18 protein-coding genes and 1 pseudogene are annotated in these 20,330 nt (G+C 70.2%); 7 read left to right on the top strand and 12 right to left on the bottom strand.

All coding sequences use genetic code 11. The features are described from left to right. Positions 1 to 67 precede the first annotated feature (67 nt). The 4 genes from QH270_RS04605 to QH270_RS04590 all read left to right on the top strand — a co-directional run bounded on the left by QH270_RS04605 (position 68) and on the right by QH270_RS04590 (position 3,594). Positions 68 to 583 (top strand): hypothetical protein, encoded by a 516-nt coding sequence (locus tag QH270_RS04605; protein WP_280339065.1) that lies wholly within the window; start codon positions 68 to 70, stop codon positions 581 to 583. A 262-nt stretch (positions 584 to 845) separates the two neighbouring features. After that, on the top strand, positions 846 to 2,030 hold the full coding sequence (locus tag QH270_RS04600) for an LLM class flavin-dependent oxidoreductase (RefSeq protein WP_280339064.1): 1,185 nt from the start codon (positions 846 to 848) through the stop codon (positions 2,028 to 2,030). 2 nt (positions 2,031 to 2,032) lie between these two features. Continuing rightward, positions 2,033 to 3,103, top strand: coding sequence for an alcohol dehydrogenase catalytic domain-containing protein (locus QH270_RS04595; protein ID WP_280339063.1), 1,071 nt, complete (start codon positions 2,033 to 2,035; stop codon positions 3,101 to 3,103). An 83-nt stretch (positions 3,104 to 3,186) separates the two neighbouring features. Then, entirely contained in the window at positions 3,187 to 3,594 is a 408-nt protein-coding gene (locus tag QH270_RS04590) for a tyrosine-protein phosphatase (protein ID WP_280339062.1), read from the top strand. A gap of 78 nt (positions 3,595 to 3,672) precedes the next feature. Here QH270_RS04590 and QH270_RS04585 read toward each other — a convergent pair whose 3' ends face one another. The 4 genes from QH270_RS04585 to QH270_RS04570 form a co-directional block, all read right to left on the bottom strand. Further along, a complete protein-coding gene (locus QH270_RS04585; RefSeq protein ID WP_280339061.1) occupies positions 3,673 to 4,482 on the bottom strand; it encodes an IclR family transcriptional regulator in 810 nt (269 codons plus the stop codon). A 125-nt stretch (positions 4,483 to 4,607) separates the two neighbouring features. Beyond that, the gene (locus QH270_RS04580; protein WP_280339060.1) at positions 4,608 to 6,851 is read right to left on the bottom strand and encodes an ATP-binding protein; all 2,244 of its coding nucleotides are present in this window, start codon (positions 6,849 to 6,851) and stop codon (positions 4,608 to 4,610) included. A gap of 225 nt (positions 6,852 to 7,076) precedes the next feature. Beyond that, complete coding sequence (locus QH270_RS04575; protein ID WP_432420293.1) at positions 7,077 to 8,297, bottom strand: cytochrome P450 family protein; 1,221 nt, start codon at positions 8,295 to 8,297, stop codon at positions 7,077 to 7,079. Positions 8,298 to 8,400: 103 nt separating this feature from the next. Then, on the bottom strand, positions 8,401 to 9,999 hold the full coding sequence (locus tag QH270_RS04570; protein ID WP_280339058.1) for an ABC-F family ATP-binding cassette domain-containing protein: 1,599 nt from the start codon (positions 9,997 to 9,999) through the stop codon (positions 8,401 to 8,403). Between the two features lie 291 nt (positions 10,000 to 10,290). Between QH270_RS04570 and QH270_RS04565 the strand changes: the two genes are divergently transcribed. Beyond that, positions 10,291 to 10,929, top strand: a complete 639-nt coding sequence (locus QH270_RS04565; RefSeq protein ID WP_280339057.1) for a LysE family translocator — start codon at positions 10,291 to 10,293, stop codon at positions 10,927 to 10,929. 104 nt (positions 10,930 to 11,033) lie between these two features. Here QH270_RS04565 and QH270_RS04560 read toward each other — a convergent pair whose 3' ends face one another. Both QH270_RS04560 and QH270_RS04555 read right to left on the bottom strand, forming a co-directional pair. Beyond that, positions 11,034 to 12,281, bottom strand: a complete 1,248-nt coding sequence (locus QH270_RS04560) for an SGNH/GDSL hydrolase family protein (protein WP_280339056.1) — start codon at positions 12,279 to 12,281, stop codon at positions 11,034 to 11,036. Positions 12,282 to 12,309: 28 nt separating this feature from the next. Continuing rightward, positions 12,310 to 13,500 carry an MFS transporter gene (locus QH270_RS04555; protein WP_280339055.1) on the bottom strand — a complete coding sequence of 397 codons (1,191 nt, stop codon included), beginning with the start codon at positions 13,498 to 13,500 and terminating at the stop codon, positions 12,310 to 12,312. Positions 13,501 to 13,639: 139 nt separating this feature from the next. On the opposite strand from QH270_RS04555, the gene QH270_RS04550 reads away from it, so the two are divergent. After that, the gene (locus QH270_RS04550; RefSeq protein WP_280339054.1) at positions 13,640 to 14,566 is read left to right on the top strand and encodes a LysR family transcriptional regulator; all 927 of its coding nucleotides are present in this window, start codon (positions 13,640 to 13,642) and stop codon (positions 14,564 to 14,566) included. 10 nt (positions 14,567 to 14,576) lie between these two features. Here the strand turns inward: QH270_RS04550 and QH270_RS04545 are convergent, their stop codons facing one another. The 3 genes from QH270_RS04545 to QH270_RS04535 form a co-directional block, all read right to left on the bottom strand. Further along, entirely contained in the window at positions 14,577 to 14,894 is a 318-nt protein-coding gene (locus tag QH270_RS04545) for a GYD domain-containing protein (RefSeq protein ID WP_280339053.1), read from the bottom strand. 191 nt (positions 14,895 to 15,085) lie between these two features. Beyond that, positions 15,086 to 15,928: an acyl-CoA thioesterase gene (locus QH270_RS04540; protein WP_280339052.1), complete on the bottom strand. Its 843-nt coding sequence runs from the start codon at positions 15,926 to 15,928 to the stop codon at positions 15,086 to 15,088. Positions 15,929 to 15,994: 66 nt separating this feature from the next. Further along, positions 15,995 to 16,129 (bottom strand): hypothetical protein, encoded by a 135-nt coding sequence (locus QH270_RS04535; RefSeq protein ID WP_280339051.1) that lies wholly within the window; start codon positions 16,127 to 16,129, stop codon positions 15,995 to 15,997. Positions 16,130 to 16,188: 59 nt separating this feature from the next. Here QH270_RS04535 and QH270_RS04530 point away from each other — a divergent pair. Further along, positions 16,189 to 16,299 (top strand): annotated as a pseudogene (locus QH270_RS04530) (short-chain dehydrogenase); the annotation flags it as partial. 242 nt (positions 16,300 to 16,541) lie between these two features. Here the strand turns inward: QH270_RS04530 and pip are convergent. The 3 genes from pip to QH270_RS04515 form a co-directional block, all read right to left on the bottom strand. Beyond that, the gene (gene pip, locus QH270_RS04525; RefSeq protein WP_280339050.1) at positions 16,542 to 17,486 is read right to left on the bottom strand and encodes a prolyl aminopeptidase; all 945 of its coding nucleotides are present in this window, start codon (positions 17,484 to 17,486) and stop codon (positions 16,542 to 16,544) included. Between the two features lie 68 nt (positions 17,487 to 17,554). After that, on the bottom strand, positions 17,555 to 18,445 hold the full coding sequence (locus QH270_RS04520) for a sigma factor (RefSeq protein ID WP_280339049.1): 891 nt from the start codon (positions 18,443 to 18,445) through the stop codon (positions 17,555 to 17,557). Between the two features lie 4 nt (positions 18,446 to 18,449). Beyond that, positions 18,450 to 20,186, bottom strand: coding sequence for an L-aspartate oxidase (locus QH270_RS04515; RefSeq protein WP_280339047.1), 1,737 nt, complete (start codon positions 20,184 to 20,186; stop codon positions 18,450 to 18,452). Positions 20,187 to 20,330: the final 144 nt, after the last annotated feature.

Raw genomic sequence — 20,330 nt, 5'->3', positions numbered from 1 at the left:
ACCGTCACCCTGGCCGGTGGCATCGACGTGCAGGATGTTCATGCCCATCACCTGCATATCGCCATCGATGACCACGGACGCGGGCGCCGCGGCCGCGTGCCCCGCCGCGGGGGGGGGGGGGGGGCGGGGCGGGGGGCGCGCCCCCCCCCCCGGGCCGCCCCCCCCCGCGGCGGGTCACGCGGCCGCGGCGCCCGCGTCCGTGGTCATCGATGGCGATATGCAGGTGATGGGCATGAACATCCTGCACGTCGATGCCACCGGCCAGGGTGACGGTCCCGCCACCGGCACCTACGTCGCCACCGCCAAGCTCGGCGACATGCCACTGCCGGTGAAGGTCACCGGTCCCGTCACCTGTCTGCGCGTGCAGGGCGACACGGTCTCGCTGGTCTACCCCATCACCACCACCGAACCGGTGATGATCTTCGCCCCTGATTCGATGGCCATCCAGATCACGGTCACCAAGGGCCGCGACGGCGCCCCCGACATGATCGGCTACGGCACCCCGATGCCGACCACGTCCTTCCGCGACTGCCTCCCCGGGCCCACTCCCCTGGTCTTCAACGGCACGATCGCCATCAGCTGACCCCCGCTGAGCCGCCACCGCCGGTGCGGCCGGTAGCGCCGGCGACGGGCGTCCCGACCGCCGAAGGATGGTGCCGGACGCCCGTCGCGAGCTGGATCGTGGCGACCAGTCGACAGACTCCTCCATCTCCAAGGCGCCGAACCGATCTCGGCGAAGCCTCCCGGTGAACGGGAGACGCCGGCTCGGATCGGGGACGCGGTGCCGAAGGTGGGCACGACGCCGTGAGCCCGCTCACCGCACCGTTTCGACGAGGAGACGCACCATGTGGAGCCCCAGTTCGATGAGATTCGGCGCCTTCCTGGCCCCGTACCATCCCCTCGACGCCGATCCAGCACTGCAACTGCGGCGCGACCTCGACCTGATGGAGCACCTCGACCATCTCGGTTTCGACGAGGCGTGGATGGGCGAGCATCATTCCACGGGCGCCGAAATCGTTCCCGCCCCGGACGTTTTCATCGCCGCGGCGGCCGAGCGCACGCAACGCATCCGATTCGGCACCGGGGTGACGTCGCTGCCGTACCACCACCCGCTGATCACCGTCGACCGCATCACCCAGCTCGACCTGCAGACCCGGGGCCGGGTCATCCTCGGCACCGGTCCTGGCAAGATCCCGCTCGACGCCCACATGATGGGTATCGATCCCTCCGATCAGCGCCGCCGCCAGGGCGAGGCGCTGGAGGCGATCACGCGGCTGTTGCGCGGTGAGGTCGTCGACATGCGCACCGACTGGTTCACCCTGCGCGACGCCCGGGCGCAGTTGCCCACCTACGACCCGGCCGGGCTCGAGGTCGCCGCGGCCTCCACCATCTCACCGAACGGCTCGGTGCTCGCGGGCACGCACGGGCTGTCCCTGCTGTCGCTGGCGGCCGGCTCACCGGCGGGTTTCGCGGCGCTGGACCGCAATTGGGGCGTCTACGAGAAGACCTGCGCCGAGCACGGACACCACGCCGACCGCGCGGGATGGCGACTGGTCACCCCGATGTTCCTGGCCGAATCGCGGGCCGAGGCCGAGCGTGCCGTCGCCCGCCGCATCGGATCCATGGCCGCCTACGTCCACCGGCAGACCGGGCAGCAGCCCGAGTGGGCGCGCACCTCCCGCGGCATCGTCGAGCAGTGGCGCGAGGACACCCTCGGCGAGTTCGGGCAGGCGATCATCGGCACACCCGCCGAGGCCATCGACCGGATCCAGCGGTTGATCGACAAGACCGGCGGCTTCGGCACGCTGCTGATCCTGCATGTGGACATGGCCGACTGGGCGGACACCCGACGCAGCTTCGAACTGTTCGCCGCCGAGGTGATCCCGCACTTCAAGAACCGCAACGCCGGACGGCAGGCCAGCCTGCAGTTCGCCGAGGACCACCGCGACGCGTTGATCGGCGGGCTGGTCACCGCGATCACCAAGGCCCACACCGACTACTACGGCGCCGACGCCGCGACGGGGGCGTGAACATGCGCGCCGTGCGATTCCGCGACGGTGATTTCACCGCCGGCGAGGTCCCCGAGCTCCCCGCGACCGGTCCCGGCCAGGTGCGCATCGCCGTGGCCGCCTGTGGCATCTGCGGCAGCGATCTGTCGGTGTCCAAGGACGCGTGCCGCTTCGTGGAGGTGGCTCGGGCCGGCGGCTACCCGCTCGCGGACTTCGACCCCGAGCAGCCCGTGGTGCTCGGCCACGAGTATGCCGGCGTTGTCACCGAAATCGGCTCGGATGTCACCGATTTCGCGGTGGGCGACCGGGTGTCCGGCATCGGTCTCGCGACCGAGACCACGACCGGCGTTCCCACCATCATCGGCTACTCCAACACCTACCACGGCGCGTTCGGCGAGGCGATCGTCGTCGACGCGTACTGGGTCCGCAAGGTCCCCGACTCCCTGTCGCTGGACCACGCGACGCTGGCCGAACCGCTGCACGTGGGCGAGATGCATGTGCAGCAGTCGCAGCTCACCCCCGCCGACTCGGCACTCGTGATCGGCTGCGGCACCATCGGACTCGGCGCGATCGTGGCGGCCCGCGCGCACGGCGCGAAGCGGGTGATCGCCTCGGAGCCGTCGCCGCGGCGCCGCGCACTGGCGGCGCGACTCGGGGCCGACGTCGTCGTCGACCCGGCCGTCCAGGATCCGATCGATGTGTGGCACACCCTGATCGCCGACGACCCCGTGGTCGGCGCGGCCGAGAACGGAATCCTCATCGCCTACGAGTGCAGTGGCCGCGCGGGGATCCTGAACGAGCTCACCCACCGGATGCCGTTCAACTCGCGCATCCACGTGCTCGCGGCCGGCTTCGCCCCCGAATCGCTCACCCCGGTGGTGCCCCAGTTCCGGCGTATCGCCGTCAATTTCGGTCACGGCGACTACCGGGACGCCTACGACATCACCTTGCGCCGATTGGCGTCGGGAGCGATCGATGCCGAGTCGATCATCACCGGCCGGGTCGGCCTCGGCGGGGTGCGGGACGCGTTCGCCGCGCTGCGCAGCCCCCAGGAGCACGTGAAGATTCTCGTGCGTCCCGGCCTCGCCGAATGATCAACGCCCGCACCGGGATTGCGGCAATATCAAGCCGCAATCCCGGCCATTGATGGTGACGCCCCCGCCGCTCGGCGGTGTCGGTGGCGGCGCCGAGCGCCGGCGGCCAGATCGCGCTGCAGGGCGCGGTCAACGTCCGCGACATCGGCGGCCACCGCACCTATGACGGCGCAACGGATCGGACCGGGTTCCTCAGCTACGTGGTGCTGCGCGCGGTCGGTGTCCCCGAGCAGACGGCGCGCCAGGACTACCTGCGGTCCAACGACTTCCGTGCCGCCGCGGACGCGAAGCTGCGCGAGCAGGTGAAACAGGCCGGCTACATGCAGAACCCCGACCTGCTGATCCCGCTGCAGGAAGTGCGCGACGACTATCTCGACACCGCGGTGCGGGGACTGGAACAGCAGTACGGCAGCTTCGGCAAGTTCCTCACCGACGGCCTCGGCATCGACGGTTTCACCCTGGTGAAGTTGCGGAAGAACCTCGTCAGCTGATCACCACCGACATCACGACCCGCGTGGTGGGCTGGGGCTCGCGAGCCTCGGCCCACCACGCGCCGCGCATCGCCGGTGTCACCGCTGGTGAGCTCGCCGACCCACCGCCTGCTCGGCCTCGTCGGCGGCGTCGACCAGGATCTGCGCCCACCGTCCCGTCCGTGGCGCGCCATCCGCGCCGATCCGGCCCGACAGCGACAACGCCGCGCTCCCCTGCTCCGCGCCGACCCGTATCGGTACGGCGACACAGACGACGCCGGTCATCGACTCCGCGCGGTCGAGCGCGATCCCCTGATGACCGCGCACCCGGTCCAGCTCGCTGTGCAACTCGGCGCGGTGGCCGATGGTGTGCGCGGTCAGACGCGGCAGGCGCGGCGGGAAGGCCAACTCGATGAGATGCGGGCGCAGGGTGGCCAGCAGCGCCTTGCCGACGGCGGTGCAATGCGCGGGCATCCGTCCGCCGAGGCGCGTCGGTACCGGCGCGGCGCCGCGGCCGACCGCCTTGTCGATGATGAGCACTTCGGGCCCGTCGAGCACGCCGAGGTGAGCGACCATGCCGGTGCGCGCGCACAGCTCGTGCAGCATCGGCCCCATCGCATCGCGGATCTCGTTGTGCTCGATGGCGAGTCCGCCGAGTTCCAGTGCCCGCGTCCCGAGGCGATAGCCGCCGGGCGCGTGGGCCAGCCAGCGCAGCCGGATCATCTGATCGATGATGCGGTGCACGCTCGAGCGGGGCAGTCCGGTGCGTTCGGCGACGTCGACCAGGGTGCGCATGGGCACGGGCCCGTCGAAGGTGTCCAGGATCAGTGTCATCCGTTCGATCATCGATACCGGTGCGCCACCGGTGTGTGCCATCGACCGGGGCGCGATGCGCTCGTCGACCGTCATGGGCCACCTCACTGCTGTTCGCTGCGCTGTCGGCATCACCTTGCCGCCGCGGCGGCGCCCGGGAATCGCGGAAACTACGGAGAGGGCGTGCGGCGACTACGGAGATCGGTGATCGCGGTGGGGCCTCACGCGGTGACGCGGCTGACCCAGGCGGCGATCCGGGTGCGGGAGGTGAAGCCCAGTTTGGTGAGGATGTGGTCGACGTGGCTCTCGGCGGTCCGGATCGAGATCACCAGTTCCCGCGCGATCTCGCGATTGCCGTAGCCACGGGCGACCAGCAGCGCCACCTCGCGCTCCCGGCGGGTCAGCACGTCGAGTCCGGCCGGTTCGTCGGCCGTGCCCGGCGTCGGCGTCGTGTCCATGGCGTAGTCGACGGCGTCCTCGACCGCCAGCGCGGCGCCCGCGTCGAAGCAGGCGGCGAACTCGCGCGCGCCGAGTGCGTCGTGGACCCGGTCGCGGATACGGCCGCCGATGAGCTGGGTCATCGCGTGCGCGAGCCGTTGCGAACTGCCGCGGCGGATCGCCGATGCCGCGCCCATCAGCCGCGCGGCGCGGTCCGGGTCGCCGTCGTCCGCCGCCGTCCAGGCCAGGCCGTCGACACTGGTGGCGATCCAGGCGCACCGGTCGAACAGCCGGAACAACTCGATCGACCGGCGCAGGGCCGCGACCGCGCCGCGCGGATCACCGTCGCGCCGCCGCTGGGTGCCGACCGCCCAGTGGGCGAGACCGCCGAGCAGGTGGGAGCCGTGCTCAGTGGTCAGGGTCAGCAGTTGCTCGGTGAGGGCACCGGCGAGCGGGTCGTCGAGCGCCAGTGCGCACACGGCGGCGAACGCCAGGCTCTCCATCTCCACCCGGGGGTGGTCGCACGCGTGCGCGGACACCGAGACCCGCACGGCGATGTCGAGCGCGTCGCGCAGCTCGCCTGCCCCGAAAGCCAGGACGGCCCTTGCCATCTCGGCCTCGGCCCGCACCCGCACCGATCCGGTTTCGGCGGCGATCACCGCGCTGGCTTCGGCGAGCTCCGCGGCCGTGTCGGTCTCCGAGCGCATGGCGGCGATCACCGCGCAGACGGCCAGCGCCCTGGCTCGGACGACGGTGCGCTCGGTGTCCCCGGCCAGCGCCTCCGACAGCCAGCGGTAGCCCTCCAGCAGCAGGTGGCAGTGCTCCCAGAACGGCCACAACTCGGTCGCGAGCTCGAGCGCGCGCCGAGCGCCGGCGGGATCGTCGAGCGAGAATTGCAGTGCGGCACGAAGATTGGCGTGTTCGCGGGCGACGTCACCGAACCAGGTTGTATCGGTGGCGCTCCAGTATTCGCTGCGGCCGCGCCGCGCGAGCCGGTAGTAGTACTCGCGATGGGCGAGGCGGACGGCGTGTTCGTCGCCGCGCGCCCGCAGTCGGTCACCGCCGAACTGGCGCAACGGTTCGAGCATCGTGTACCTGGCCGTGCCGTCGGCGCCGGGTCCGTAGCCAAGGACGGACTTGTCGACCAGGCCCGTCAGCGCGTCGAGCAGGGCCGGTGGCTCGCCGACCCGGCAGACCGCTTCGGCGGCGGCGAGATCGACACCGCCGGCGAACACCGACAGCTGCTCCCACAGCCGCTGTTCGTCGGGCGTGCACAGGTCATAGCTCCAGCGGATCGCCGAGGCCAGCGTCTGCTGGCGTTCCGGTGCGGCGCGCGGTCCGGTGGTGAGCAGCCCCATCGCGTCGTCGAGCCTGGCCAGGACCTGGTCGGGGGTGAACATCCGCAGCCGCAGGGCGGCCAGTTCCAGCGCGAGCGGGATGCCGTCGAGGCGGCGGCAGATCGCGGCCAGGGTCGCGGCGTCGGTGGCGCGCTGCCGGAAGTTCGGGTCCGCCGCGGTGGCGCGGTCGATGAGCAGCCGGGTCGCGGGGCTGTCGAGATCGGTGTGCTCCGGGTCGGGCACCGGCAGTGGCGTCACCGGCAGGATCTGTTCGCCGGGGACGCCGAGCGGTTCGCGGCTGGTCGCCAGGATGCGCAGTCCGGTGGTGGCGGGGATCAGCCGGTCGGCGAGTGCGGCGCATGCGCCGATCACGTGCTCGCAGTTGTCCAGGATCAACAGCAGGCCGGCCTCGGCCAGGTGCGTGGTGAGGGCGCTCAGCGGCGCGGTGGTGTCGTCGCGCACCCCGAGCGCGCGGGCGACGGTCGGGGCGACGAGATCGGGGTCGCTCACATGGGCCAGTTCCACCAGCCACACGCCGTCGGGGAACGCCCGCCCCGCCACCGCACCGACCCGCCTGCTCAGCCGGGTCTTGCCGACTCCGCCCACCCCGGTCAGTGTGAGCACCCGCGTCCCACCGAGCAGCTTCCTGGCCGCCGCGACATCGTCGTCGCGACCCACGAAGCTGGTCACCTCCGCCGGAAGATTTCCCGGCACGCGCCTGCCCACGCCCTACTGTCGCACACCCCGATTCGCCGTACAGGCATACCGCGACGGTCGATCTTCGGCGGGATCCCCCGGGAGATCGACCGGCCGCCGCGTCACCACCGGAGCCGCGTCGCGGCGGCCACACCCTGCCCCGCTGCTGTTCGACAACGACCAAGCCCTCGCGGTCGCGATGGCGCTGCAGACCGGGTCCTAGGCGGCGTGCAAGTACACCGGAACGGTGGTGTGCCCGTTGGAGATGAAGCTCGAGACCGGCACCAGTTCGCCGGGCGTCGTCGCCAGTCTCATCTCGGGGAACCGCTCGAACAGCGCGGGCAGCGACACCGTCGCTTCCAGCCGGGCCAGGGACGCGCCGATGCAGTGGTGGGCGCCGTACCCGAAGGCGAGGTGTTGCTCGCGGGTGGCGCGGGTGGGGTCGAACTCGGCGGTGGTGGCGCCGTGCACCTTCGGATCACGGCCTGCGCCCGCGTAGGAGGCCAGGATGGCCTCACCCTTGGCGATCCGATGACCTCCCGCGATCTCGATGTCCTCGACTGCGTAGCGCAGCGGCAGGTGCGCGACGGGTGCCTGGAAACGCAGCGTCTCCTCCACCACATCGGCCCACGGCACCTCCCCCGCGAGTACCGCGGCACGCTGCTCGGGATGCGTGAGCAGGGCGACGATCGCCTGGTCGAGCAGATTGACCGTGGTCTCGTGACCGGCGTTGATGACCAGCATCAACGTGTCGACGAGCTCCTTCTCCGACAGCGGAGCGTCGTCGTCGCGGGTGGCGATGAGCACGCTGGTGACGTCATCGCCCGGGTGCGCCCGCCGGTAGGCGACGAGTTCGCCGACCAGTCCGTACATCTCGAGATAGTTCGCCTGGGCCTGTTCCGCGGTGAACGTGCCGTCGAAGAAGCCGTCGACGCACTTGTGCATCGACGGCCCCAGCTCGTCGGGCACCCCGACCAGTTCGGTGATCACCCGGATCGGCACCGGATAGGCGAACCCGCTCCGCAGGTCGACCGGCTCGTCCACCGGCGCGGACGCCAACCCGTCGAGCAGTCCCTCGGTGATCTCGGCGATTCGCGGGCGCAGCGCGACACTGCGACGGTGGCCGAACGCCGGTGCGACCAACCGGCGCAGCCTGCGGTGGTCGGCGCCGTAAGCGGTGAACATGTTGTCGACCGCCACCCAGGGCAGCAGCGGCCACGCCTCCGTGATCTCGCCGTTGATGAACGACATCCAGTGCTGCCTGGGATCTTTCGACACGCGCGGGTCGGCGAGCAGGCCGCGCAGCACCGCCTGGTCGGTGACCGACCAGGCGGGCACCCCGCCTGGCAACTCCACCAGCGCGACCGGGCCGCGCTCCCGAATCCGATCCGACTCCCCCTGGATGTCGGCGCCGGTCGAATCGAGCACGATCGGTTCCATGACCATCTCCTCCCCTACGCCGGCGCGGCCGTGATCGCCGGTGCCGCAGCCACTTTCACCGTAACCTACCCCGCGCGGAGGACGGCCCACAGCGAATCGGGGATCACTCCAGCGAGAACCCCTGATGGAGATGGCCCTCGGCGTCGAGCTCCACGACCGTGTCGATGCCGAGGCGCCGCAGGAACGGGTAGTCGTGGCTGACCACCAGCACGGCACCGCGATAGGCGGTCAACGCTTCGACGAGTCGATCGACGCTGGCGATGTCGAGATTGTTGGTCGGCTCGTCGAGGATCAGCAGCTGGACGGGCGGGTCGGCGAACAGCAGCCGCGCCAGGGAGACACGGAAGCGTTCGCCGCCCGACAGCGTCGCGACCGGTCGCTCGACGCTGTTGCCGCGCAACAGCATCCGGGCCAGGTGGTTACGGATCACCCCGGGCGCGGTCGCCACCGCCGCGGCGTGCACGTTCTCGAGCGCACTGGCCTGCTCGTCCAAACCGTCCAGACGTTGCGGAAGATAGCCGACGCGGTCGGTGAACAGAACCCCGCGGGCCGGATCGCGACCGTGCAGCAGGTCTTCGATCAACGTCGTCTTGCCCACTCCGTTGCGGCCGACGATCGCGACGCGTTCCGGCCCCTGGATGCCGATCGTCCGTTCGCCGTCGCGTAGTTCCGCGATACGCCTGCCGCGCTGCACATCAGGATCGGGTAGGTCGAGGCGGATGTGTTCCTCCCGGCGCACCCGGTCGGCCGCGGCGTCCAGAACTTCTTGGGCTGCCGCCACTTTCGCGTCGAGCGTGGTGCGCATGGCCCCCGCCGAGGCTTGCGCCTTGCTGGCGCGGTTACCCGCCATGATGCGGGGGATGCCGCCGTTGCGCTGGGTGGCGCGCCCGGTCCGTTCCCGCCGGGCCAGCTTGGTCTCGGCCTCGATCCGTTGCCGCTTCTCGACCTTCAGCGCTTGTTCGGCCGTGCGCGCCGCCTGCGCGGCCGCGGCCTGCTCCTGTTCGAGGTACTCTTTCCAGGCGCTGTAGGGCCCGCCGAACACCGCGAGGTTCGTTCCGTGCAACTCCGCTGTGGCATCCATGTGCTCGAGCAGTTCGAGGTCGTGGCTGACCACCACGAGGGTGCCCGGCCAGGAATCGACGAAGCCGGTGAGCGCGGCGCGGGTTTCCCGGTCCAGATTGTTGGTCGGCTCGTCGAGCAGGGTGATCGGCGTGCGCTGGATCCGCAGCCCCGTGATCGCGACGAGTACAGCTTGGCCACCGGAGATCTCACCGACGCGGCGGTCGAGATCGGCCGCGCTGAAACCGATTTCGTGCAGCTCTTCGTCCGCACGGGCTTCGATGTCCCAGTCGTCGCCGATCGTCTCGAAGTGTCCGTCGTCGACCTCGCCCGCTTCGATCGCGCGCAGCGCCGCCAGTTTTCCCGCGATGCCGAGCAGGTCCGCGATCGTCTGATCGCGGCCGAGCGTGAGGGTTTGTGGCAGATATCCGACCGTGCCGGTCGTATCGATGCGTCCGGCGGTCGGCGTCAGCAGCCCGCCGATCAGGCGCAGCAGGGTGGATTTGCCCGCGCCGTTGCGGCCGACCAGACCGGTGCGCCCGGTGCTGAACGCACCGTTCACTCCGGCGAGCGCGACGGTCCCGTCGGGCCATTCGAAGGTCAGGTCGTGCAGCGTGATCGCGGAATGGATGGATGATGACATGGGTCGTTCGACTCTTCCTGCTCGTCGACACGAGCGGCCGCAAAGGTTCGGAATTCGCGGAAGCCGTCGAAGGCGACGAGAGGCGCGCGGAGCGCGGGCTCGATCGGGTACGCCGAAGACACATTCCCGCACGAGCGGGAATGTGAGTTCGGGAGCGCCGCCTTCGAGAGGGCGGCTAGAGTCTGTCGACCTCGATGAGCACGTGATCAGGCTAGCATCCGGCTACCGGGCCACGGTTCCGTCGCCGAATATCGGTTGAGCAGCGGTGGCTGCCCGTGCTTGCATACAGTGATGGTGTCCGCCGACCGTGTGCTCGCCTTCGCGGCGATGTCCTTCCTGCTGATCGTGATTCCCGGCCCCAGCGTGCTGTTCGTCATCAGCCGGGCGCTGGCGCAGGGGCGGCGCGCTGCGCTGACCACGGTCGTTGGCAACACCGCGGGCGCCTACGCGCTGGTCGTGGCGGTGGCATTCGGCGTCGGCGCGGTGGTGGAACGCTCGGTCCTCGCGTTCACGGTCATCAAGCTGGTGGGTGCCGCCTACCTGGTGTACCTCGGCGTCAAGGCCTGGCGTGAGCGCGGATCGTTGCGGGCCGCAATCTCAGGGGCGAGCAGCGAGCAGGGCGGGCTGCGGACGTTCTGGGAGGGTTTCGTGGTCGGTGTCACCAACCCGAAGACCATCGTGTTCTTCGCCGCCGTCCTGCCACAGTTCGTCGACCGTGCGCAGGGCGCTGTCGCGGCGCAGATGCTGCTGCTCGGCCTGGTGTTCAACCTCATCGCCGTGGCATCGGACCTGGTGTGGGGCTTGGCCGCGGGCACCGCCCGCGACTGGTTCGCCCGGTCGCCGCGACGGCTGTCGGCGGTCGGTGGGGTCGGCGGGCTCACCATGATCGGACTCGGCGTCACCATCGCCGCGACGGGACGCAAGGACTGACCCGAACCGGGTCGGCCACCAGACTCTGGTAGTCGTCATCGGGAAGCATGTTGTGGCCCTGGCTCCCGTCTTCGGGAACCAGGGCCAGGTTTCCTGACGTTCGTTCAGAGGGTGTTCAGGTCCACGGCCGCGGCCATGGCGCGGTAGCCCGCGGCGTTCGGATGCTTGTGGTCACCGGAGTCGAAGGCGGGGTTCAGACGATCCGGGTCGGCGGGGTCGGCGACGGCGGCCGAGAAATCGGCGACGGCGTCGAATTCGCCACTGGTGCGGATCCATTCGTTGAGCGCGCGCAGCTTGGCGGCTGAGGTCGGCGTGTAGTACTCGGCACCCTTCATCGGCAGCAGTGTGCCGCCCACGACGGTGATTCCGGCCCGATGGGCACGGGCGATCAAGTCGCGGTAGGCGCCGATCAACTGCTCCACCGACACCACCGGGTTCGGCTTGTAGGTCGGCAGATCCACTTCCGAGAAGCCGATGTCGTTGAGCCCGCCCAGCAGCACGACGGTGCGCACGCCGTCGTGCGCCAGGACGTCACGGTCGAAGCGACGCGTCGCGCTCTCGCCGTACCACGGCGAATCGCTGAGCAGCGTGTTGCCGCCGATGCCCGCGTTCAGCACCGCGCGGGGCGTTCCGGCGGCGGCGAGGCGATCCGCCAACGCGTCGGGATAGCGGTTGTTGCCGTCGTTGTCCGAACCGAAACCGTCGGTGATCGAGTCCCCGAACGCGACGATCGCCCCGTCGGGAACACTGCGGCCGGTCATCTCCACACTCGACAGGAAGTACCACGAGTGCGTGGAATCGGTGAAGGCAGCACCGGCGGCGTCATCGACGTGGTTACCGGAAGCCCGATAGGACGTGGCGTAGCCCTGCGCGTGGAAGGTGGCCGGACCGGACGGTTCACGCAGGTAGAGCGTGATGGTCGCGGATTCGAAAGGGGCCAAGCGCAGTTCGACCGGATCGCTGGTGAGGTCGGCGCCTGGGGCGATGCCCGCGGTGTCGCTGCCGTGGAAACGCAAGGGCCGCAGGCTGTCCGCGTGCACGTCGGCGCCCGATTCGGTGCGGCCGATGGTGGCGGCGGCGATGCGGAGTTCCTCCCGCCCGTACCGGTTGGACAGGGTGATGCGCGCGGAGTCGCCGCCGGTGGTGACCCGGACGACCTGGCGGAGGGTGTGTTCGGCGAAGCCCTCGCGGGACCAGTTCGGTTCGAAACCCTCGCTGGGCTGCTGCATCGGCACCGACCAGGCGACGCCGGGTTCGGCACCGGGCGCGGCGGAGGTGTCGCCGCAGGCAGCGGTGGCGACGGTGGCGGTGATCGCCAGGGCAGCGGTCATCATCTTCTTCCAGACGTTCATGGTGTGTCTCGTTTCTCGGGAGTGGGGGTTATCCGCGGCTGTCCAGCGCGCGGGAGACAAGGGTGACGACCAGCGCGGCGCCCGCCAGGAAGGCGCCGATCCAGGCGGGCGCGGTGAGACCGAGCCCCCGGTCGATGGCGGCGGCGCCGAGCCAGGAGGCGGCGGCGATGCCGATGTTGAAGGCGGAGATGTTCGCCGCCGAACCGAGCGTCGACGCGCGGCCCGCGGTGTCGAGCACCCGCATCTGCACCGCGGGGACGATCGCGAAGCCGGTCGCACCGAGGGCGAGAATCGACACGCCGGCGCCGACCGGGTGCCCGGCGACGACAGCGAAGATCGCCAGCACCGCGGTCAGCGCGGCGAGCGCACCGATCAGCGTGGGCAGTACCGCGCGATCGGCGAGTCTGCCGCCGACGATGTTGCCGCCGAACAGGCCGATGCCGAACACGACGAGCAGCCAGGGCACGGCCGCGTCCGGCAGGCCGGTCACTTCGGTCAGGATCGGTTCGAAGAAGGTGAACGCCGCGAAGACGGCACCGAAGCCGAGCGCGGTGATCAGCAGCGCCAACCACACCTGGAGCCGGGCGAACACCGCCAGCTGCGCTCGCGGATCGACGGATTCGCGTGGTTGCGGCGGGACCAGGGCGACGACGGCGGCCAGTGCGGCCACGCCGACGGCGGTCACCGCCCAGAAGGTCGAGCGCCAGCCGAGGGCCTGTCCGAGCGCGGTGCCGAGCGGCACGCCAGCCACATTCGCCAGCGTGAGCCCGGTGAACATGGTGGCGATGGCGCCGGCCCTGCGCTCGGGTGCGACCAGCCCCGCCGCGACGACGGAGCCGATCCCGAAGAACGCGCCGTGGGTGAGCGCGGCGACGATCCGGCCCGCCAGCAGTAGTTCGTAGGTCGGTGCCACGGCCGACAGCAGGTTGCCCGCGACGAAGATCCCCATCAGCGACGCGAGCATCGTCTTGCGGGGAACGCGGGCGCCCAGCGCGGTCATCAGCGGCGCGCCGACGGCGACACCGGCGGCGTAGCCGGAGACCAGCAGTCCGGCGCTCGGTACCGAGATCGACAGGTCGTCGCCGATCACGCCGAGGAGACCCACGATCACGAACTCGGTGAGGCCGATGCCGAACGCGCCGAGTGCCAGTGCGCCCAGCGCGAATTCGGGTCTGTGGCGGGTCAGCGCCCGGGGTGGGGCGGTCGATATCGATGTCATGCGCGGACTCCTCGGGTATGCGAGATCTGCAGCTCAGCAAGCTGTCGGTGGCGATCGTTAGAGTGATCGTGTTTTCAGATTGCTGGCGAGATGCCGAACCATCAACGGCCAGTGGCGACATGACCGATTAGCGAGAGTTATGGAACGGCAGGAGATCGAGATCTTCCTGGCGCTGTGCGAGGAACTGCACTTCGGCCGGGCCGCCGAACGCCTGTTCCTGTCGCAGGCCAGGGTCAGTCAGACGATCAAGAAGCTCGAACGGCATTTCGGCGCACCGCTGTTCGAGCGCACGAGCCGGCAGGTCCGGTTGGCACCCGTCGGCCGGATGCTGCGCGATGACCTGCTACCGATCCGCGCCCAGCTGGACCGGGCCGTGGAACGGGCCAGGGCGGCGGCGCGCAGCGTGGAAGGCTCACTGCGCGTGGGATATCTGGGCGGACTCGCGGCCGGTGTGCTGGTCGACTCCGTCGTGACCTTCCGCGGCCGTCACCCCGAATGCGAGGTGCATGCCCGCGAGGTGCATCTCGGCGATGTCTTCGGCCCGCTTCGGCGCGACGAACTCGACCTGGTCATCAGCCACTCCCCCGTCGGCGAACACGACCTGGTCGCCGGGCCCGCCCTGCTCACCGAACCCACCGGGCTCGTGGTCCCCCGCGATCACCGGCTCGCCCGCGCCGGCTCCCTGAGCACCACCACGACCGGCATCGACGTGATCTCGATCGGTGGTCCGTCCGGCACCTACTGGCAGCGCTACCTCGACGAGACCTGGCACATCACCCCCGCCAACCCCATCGGCGCGCACACCTTCGAAGACGTCCTCACCGCCGTGGCCTTCGGCGCCGGCGTCCATCCCGCGGGCGCCCACGCCGAACGCCACTACCCGCGCCGCGGCGCCGTCTACGTCCCCTTCGACGACGGCCGCGGTCACGTCTGGCGACCGGTCTGGTTACCCGGCGCCGACAACGCCCGGCTCCAAGCCTTCGTCCGCGCCGTGGTCGACACCGTGGCGGATCGGGGTGCCGAGCACTACTTCACCGCACCCCCGGATCACCTGGCCGTGCGGTGAGTCGCGTGGCCTAGGTCGGCGGCCGATAGGTGACGTCCACCGCGACGGCTTCATCGACCTGCGCGGGCGTCAGCAGATTCACCGTGTGCGACACCGCGGCACCGGCGGCGGCCGTGCGAATCGCCAGCGCCGCGGCCGCGACCTCGTTCGGGACGTCGCCGATCACGAACAGATCGTCCTCACCGAAGGCGAAATAGCACGACTCGACCGATCCCCCGACGCTCTCGACCATCTCCGTGATCGCCGCCTGGCGCGCGCTGCCGCCCTGCGCGAGCAGCCCCTGCGCGCCTTCCTGGAAATAGCTGACCCGCCACAGGTACTTGGGCATCTCCACCATCCTCCTCGGTCGGACACGATCTCGTCGAGACCGAGCCTAGGCGGACCGAGGTGCGGCAAACGTCCAGCACGAATCGCTGTCGCCGCACTGATGCGGCACCGCAACTACCGCGATACCTCGAGGGCCCGGACACACCTTTCGATCCCGCCGCCGTTCCGGTACCGCCGGTCTTCCGCCGTCGCCTATCCGTGCGCGCGCATCAGGCCCTGGGCGTCCGCCGAGGCCACCAATTCTCCCGCGCGCGTGAAGATCTGGATGCGGGAGTACATGCGCCCCGCGCCCGCGAACGGGCTCTCGCAGCGCAGCAGCAGCCAGTCGTGCACGGTGAACGGCCGATGGAAGGTGACAGTCTGGGTGAGCATGGCCGATCGCCCCCGGCCGCCGCGCCGCGCGATCTCGGCCTGCGGATAGGGGCGCAGGCTGACCGGGCCGAGGAATCCCTCGCTGCCGTGGGCCAGCAGGGCCCGCGAGAACACGGGCAGATCGGGAGCCTTGTCGCACCGCATCCATACATCCAGCGACGGCGGGCCCGCGAGGTCGAGTGCCAGCGCGTCCGCCCCACCGGGCGTGCGGACCTCCCACGGCAGCAGGGCGCACGGCAGGTCGCCGCATTCCTCCGGGCCGGGCACCTCCGGCGGCAGCGCGGCTCGATGTGCGAGGAAATCCGGCTCGTCGACGCTGAGCATGATCAGCACCCGCGCGTGCTCGCGCCCTTCCTGCCGGAACGACACCTGCACGGTGGCCAGCGAGCGCCCCGACTGGACGACCTCGACATCAACGTCGACCGCGCGCTCGGCGTATCCGCCGCGCGGGAACACGCCGTGCAGCGACTGCACCGCCATGTGCGGCACCGTGCGCTCGGCCGCGACCACCGCCTGCGCCAGCGTCTGACTACCCAACGTGGTCGGCAGCGTCGACGTCACGTTCCTCGCCCGGAATCGTCCGGGCGCGATCTCGTCGAGCTCGAGCACGTCGAGGAGGTCCGCCAGGTCGACGACCGGCCAACTATCTGTTCCACCAGCCACCGCGGAATGCTCGCACACCCCGCGGCGACCGGGGAAGTCACGGTGAGCGATGAGCGGGACACGTTCTCAGCCGGACGTGTCCGCCGGGTCCGGGTCGGGGCGATTGCCTTGCAGGAACTGGGTCGCGGCATCGTCGATCAGCCCATCGAGCAGTTCTGGTGCCACGAAACTTCCGTTGACCAGGGCGGCGATGCCTTGCATGGTGGCGAACAGAACGATGCCGACCCGCTCCGGTGCGCCCGCAGCGAACCACCGAGCCCATCGACATCGTCGTCAACAACGCCGGCGTCATGATTCCCCCGCTCACGCGCACCGCCGACGGATTCGAACTGCAGTTCGGCACCAACCATCTCGGCCATTTCGCCCTGACCTACATCGGCCCGAACGGATTCCTACAGGGCCGCGGCGCACCGACACCGGTCGGCCGCTCGGCCGCGGCACGAAACCCGGAGCACGCCCGCCGCCTGTGGGCAGTCTCCGAACAATTGACGGGAGTCAGCTTCCCGGCGGCGACTGTGCCCTAAGGCGGAGCGTCGGCCGGGACCTGCCGAACTCACCCGACCACGACGGATGCGCTGTCGGCCGTCGCCCGATTGACCCAACAGCTTTCGGACTACGTGAAGCGCGCGATCGCGCGCGCGACAGCTTCGCCCATGGCGGGGCTGCCGGTGTGGCCGGCGTCGTCGATGACGTGCAGGCAGCTGTCGGGCCAGGTCTTCGCGAGTTCCCATGCGGTTTCGAGCGGGGCACTGAGGTCGAGGCGGCCGTGGACGAGTTCGCCGGGAATTCCGGCGAGCCGTCCGGCCTCGCGCAGCAGCACACCTTCGTCGAGCCACGCCGCGTGTGCGAAGTAGTGCGTGCAGATCCGCACGAAGGCCGACCTCGCGGTGTCCGGCTTGGCGCTGTACTGACCGGGGCGGCCGAGGGATTCGTGCGCGATCACCGCGTCTTCCCACCGGCACCACTCGATCGCGGCGGTCTCGCGCACCACCGGGTCCGGGTGTTCCATCAGTCGCCGATAGCCCTCCACCAGGTCACCGCCGCCGGGCACCGCGGCGCGGAATCGCTCGTATTCGGCGGGTAACAACCGTCCGACTCCGCCGTACAGCCAGTCGATCTCACGACGGCGGGTGGTGGTGACGCCGACCGACACGATGCCGGTGACCCGCTCCGGGAACCGCTGCGCATAGGCCAGGATCAGCGTCGAGCCCCAGGATCCGCCGTAGAGCAACCACCGGTCGATCCCGAGGTGGGTGCGCAGCTGTTCCATATCGGCGATCAAGTGCTCGGTGGTGTTGACCGCCATGTTCGTGGCGGGGTCGGCGGCACTCGGGATGCTGCGTCCGCATCCGCGCTGATCGAACTGCACGATCCGGAAGACGTTCGGATCGAACGCCTTTCGTTGTCGCGGGCTGCTACCGCTGCCCGGCCCACCGTGCACCACGAGCACCGGGCGCCCCGCCGGGTTGCCGCCGGCGCACCAGTACACGCGATTTCCGTCGCCCACCTCGAGCGATCCGTCGAGGTACGGGTCGGGCGCGGAAATGGGTATCGGCATGATTGCCGAGGCTAGTGGATGCCGAGGCGGCCTTCCCAGCGCCCGGAACAGGGCACCGAACCGCTGCTCTACGCCGCGATCCGACCGAGCTTGTCCGGATTGAGCACCCAGTAGATCCGATCGATGCGCTCGCCCTCGGTGCCCACGGTGAGCCACGCGACGGTCTCCTGGCCACGGCTGATGAGCACCGACGCCAGGCCGTTGGCGTCGATCCACTCGACGGTCACGCCGTCCCAGAAGTGGCCGGCGAACGCCGCCACGTACTTCGCCACCCGGAGACGGCCCACCACCGGGATCCGAGAGGCGTTGCGCACCTTGCCGTTGCTGTCGGTGTAGCTCGCGACCTCGGCCGTGAACAGCGCTTCGAGGTCGTCGAAGTCGCCCGCACGAGCGGCGGTCAGGAAGGCGCCGAGAAGGCGACGGTGATGGCCGGCGTCGACCGGCGCGTGGCGTTCGGACTCGATACTGTGGCGGGCCCGGCTCACCAGTTTGCGCGCGGTGAATTCCTTGACCCCCAGGACCTCGGCGATGCGCGCGTACGGGTAGTCGAACGCCTCACGCAGGATGAAGGCCGCGCGTTCGGTGGGAGTCATCGTCTCCAGTACCACCAGCACCGCTGTCTCGAGCGCCGCCACCCGTTCCGCGCCGAGCAGCGGATCGGCGCCCGTGTCGACCGGTTCGGGCAGCCACGGCCCGATATAGGTTTCCCGGCGCACGCGCGCGGTCTGCGTGGCGTTGATCGACAGCCGCGTGGTCATCGTGATCAGGAAGCCCGCCGGATCGTGGACCGAGGCCCGGTCCGGGTACGACTGCCACTTCACCCAGACGTCCTGGACGAGGTCCTCGGCGTCGGCGACCGTGCCGAGCATGCGGTAGGCGATGCCGAACAATCGCGGCCGCAGCTCGGCGAAGTCGCCGAGCGCGCGGTCGAGATCGGTGTCGATGGGTGTGTCCGTCATCCGTTCATTCGACCAGCTTGCCTTCGGTCGAGACATCCCGCATCAGCCGGGCGATCTCCTCGGGCACCGGCGGGATCGGCTCGCGCTCGATCCGGCCGGGGCCCGACCAGACCAGATTCACGCGCATCGCGGGGTCGAGGTCGGGGTGATCCGCGCGGTTGTGGCAGCCGCGCGTCTCCCGCCGCTCCAGAGCGGCCTCCAGGGTGGCCCGCGCCGCGAGTGCCGCCGACTTCAGGTCGAAGGCATGGGCCAGGTCCTGGAACCCGGCCGCGTCCGGATGCACACCGATCTCGGTCATGCGGTCCTCGATCTCGTCGAGTTCGGACAGTCCGGCGCGGATCCCGGTGTCGTCGCGCACCACACCGGCGTGCTCGGTCATGGTGTCGCGCAGGGCCCGCTGCAGCGCTCGCACGTTCCCGGGGCCGTCGGCCGACAGCACCGCGTCGATGTCGGCGCGGGCCTCGGCGAGTGCGTCGTACGATCGTCGCTGGGTCTCCAGTTCCGCGGAATAGCGCGCGGCGGCCTCGCCGACGATCCGGCCGTAGACCAGCAGTTCGATCAGCGAATTGCCGCCGAGACGATTTGCCCCGTGCAGACCGCTGGAGGCCTCGCCGATGGCGTACAACCCCTCGACACCGGTGCCGTGGTCCTCCGAGCGCACCCACACCCCACCCATCGAATAGTGGGCGGTGGGCGCGATTTCGATCGGTTCGCGGGTGATGTCGAGCATCTGCAGTTCCAGCATCGTCTGATAGACGCGGGGCAGTCGCCGCAGGATGGTCTCGCGCGGCAGATGGGACACATCCAGCCAGACACCACCTTTCGGCGTTCCGCGCCCTTCCTTGATCTCCGTGTAGGCGGCCAGCGCCACCCGGTCGCGCGTCGAGAGTTCCAGGCGCTCGGGGTCGTAGCGTCGCATGAACCGCTCACCCTCGGCATTGCGGAGGATGCCGCCCTCGCCGCGCGCGGCCTCCGAAACCAGTGTCCCGGCGGCATTCTCGGGTTCGATGAGCCCGGACGGGTGGAACTGCACGAGCTCGGGGTCACGGATCCGGCCGCCCGCCAGGACAGCGAGCCGGAAGGCGTCCCCGGTGTTCTCGTCGCGCCGCGACGACGTACGCCGCCAGATCCGCGTGTGCCCGCCCGCGGCGAGAATCACCGCGTCGGACCGGAACACCGTGCGCGCACCGGACTCCAGATCGAACCCATACGCACCGAACACCACGTTGTCGCGCACCAGGATCCGGGTGACATAGCAGGTGTCGATGATCCGGATGCCGAGCTGGGCAGCCCGGTTCACCAGGGTGCGCTGGATCTCGAGGCCGGTGTAGTCACCGGCGAACGAGGTGCGCCGATAGGTGTGCGCGCCGAAGAACCGCTGCGAGATCCGCCCATCGGACTCCCGCGCGAACGGCATGCCCCAGCGCTCCAGATCCTGGATCCCGCGCTCGGCGTTCTCGGTGACCACGCGCACCGTGTCCGGGCGCGCCAGCAGGTAGCTCTCGGTGATGGTGTCGGCGGCGTGCTGCTGCCAGCTGTCCTCCGGGTCCATCGTCGACAACGCGGCGTTGATCCCGCCCGCGGCGAGGGTGGTGTGGGCGTCGGCTTTCGGGCGTTTGCCCAGGACGAGCACGTCCACGCCGCGTTCGGCCAGTTCGATCGCCGCCCGCAGCCCCGCGCCGCCGGTGCCGATCACGAGCACCGAGCTCGCGATCTGCCGCTCGGTCGAAGAGTCGACCATAGGTTTTCCTTCCCTGCTCGAGCGAGAACACGCGGGCGGCGGCAGCCGCCCCCGTGCGCGATTAACAGACGCGCCCCCCCCACCCCGAGCGTGGTGGGCGCGAGTTTGGCACCCCCCCCCGGCCGCAGGCGGTCCCGCCCCAGG

Source organism: Nocardia neocaledoniensis (genome assembly GCF_029868625.1).
GTDB lineage: Bacteria > Actinomycetota > Actinomycetes > Mycobacteriales > Mycobacteriaceae > Nocardia > Nocardia neocaledoniensis_A.
This window is presented reverse-complemented; position numbering and strand designations above follow the sequence as displayed.

What these genes read in the sequence shown, in the direction of transcription:
- QH270_RS04605 (WP_280339065.1), top strand. Translation starts at nt 68, where the DNA reads ATGACCACGGACGCGGGCGCCGCGGCCGCGTGCCCCGCCGCGGGGGGG.
- QH270_RS04600 (WP_280339064.1), top strand. Translation starts at nt 846, where the DNA reads ATGTGGAGCCCCAGTTCGATGAGATTCGGCGCCTTCCTGGCCCCGTAC.
- QH270_RS04595 (WP_280339063.1), top strand. Translation starts at nt 2,033, where the DNA reads ATGCGCGCCGTGCGATTCCGCGACGGTGATTTCACCGCCGGCGAGGTC.
- QH270_RS04585 (WP_280339061.1), bottom strand. Translation starts at nt 4,482, where the DNA reads ATGACGGTCGACGAGCGCATCGCGCCCCGGTCGATGGCACACACCGGT.
- QH270_RS04575 (WP_432420293.1), bottom strand. Translation starts at nt 8,297, where the DNA reads ATGGAACCGATCGTGCTCGATTCGACCGGCGCCGACATCCAGGGGGAG.
- QH270_RS04570 (WP_280339058.1), bottom strand. Translation starts at nt 9,999, where the DNA reads ATGTCATCATCCATCCATTCCGCGATCACGCTGCACGACCTGACCTTC.
- QH270_RS04565 (WP_280339057.1), top strand. Translation starts at nt 10,291, where the DNA reads ATGGTGTCCGCCGACCGTGTGCTCGCCTTCGCGGCGATGTCCTTCCTG.
- QH270_RS04560 (WP_280339056.1), bottom strand. Translation starts at nt 12,281, where the DNA reads ATGAACGTCTGGAAGAAGATGATGACCGCTGCCCTGGCGATCACCGCC.
- QH270_RS04555 (WP_280339055.1), bottom strand. Translation starts at nt 13,500, where the DNA reads ATGACATCGATATCGACCGCCCCACCCCGGGCGCTGACCCGCCACAGA.
- QH270_RS04550 (WP_280339054.1), top strand. Translation starts at nt 13,640, where the DNA reads ATGGAACGGCAGGAGATCGAGATCTTCCTGGCGCTGTGCGAGGAACTG.
- QH270_RS04545 (WP_280339053.1), bottom strand. Translation starts at nt 14,894, where the DNA reads ATGCCCAAGTACCTGTGGCGGGTCAGCTATTTCCAGGAAGGCGCGCAG.
- QH270_RS04535 (WP_280339051.1), bottom strand. Translation starts at nt 16,129, where the DNA reads ATGCAAGGCATCGCCGCCCTGGTCAACGGAAGTTTCGTGGCACCAGAA.
- pip (WP_280339050.1), bottom strand. Translation starts at nt 17,486, where the DNA reads ATGCCGATACCCATTTCCGCGCCCGACCCGTACCTCGACGGATCGCTC.
- QH270_RS04520 (WP_280339049.1), bottom strand. Translation starts at nt 18,445, where the DNA reads ATGACGGACACACCCATCGACACCGATCTCGACCGCGCGCTCGGCGAC.
- QH270_RS04515 (WP_280339047.1), bottom strand. Translation starts at nt 20,186, where the DNA reads ATGGTCGACTCTTCGACCGAGCGGCAGATCGCGAGCTCGGTGCTCGTG.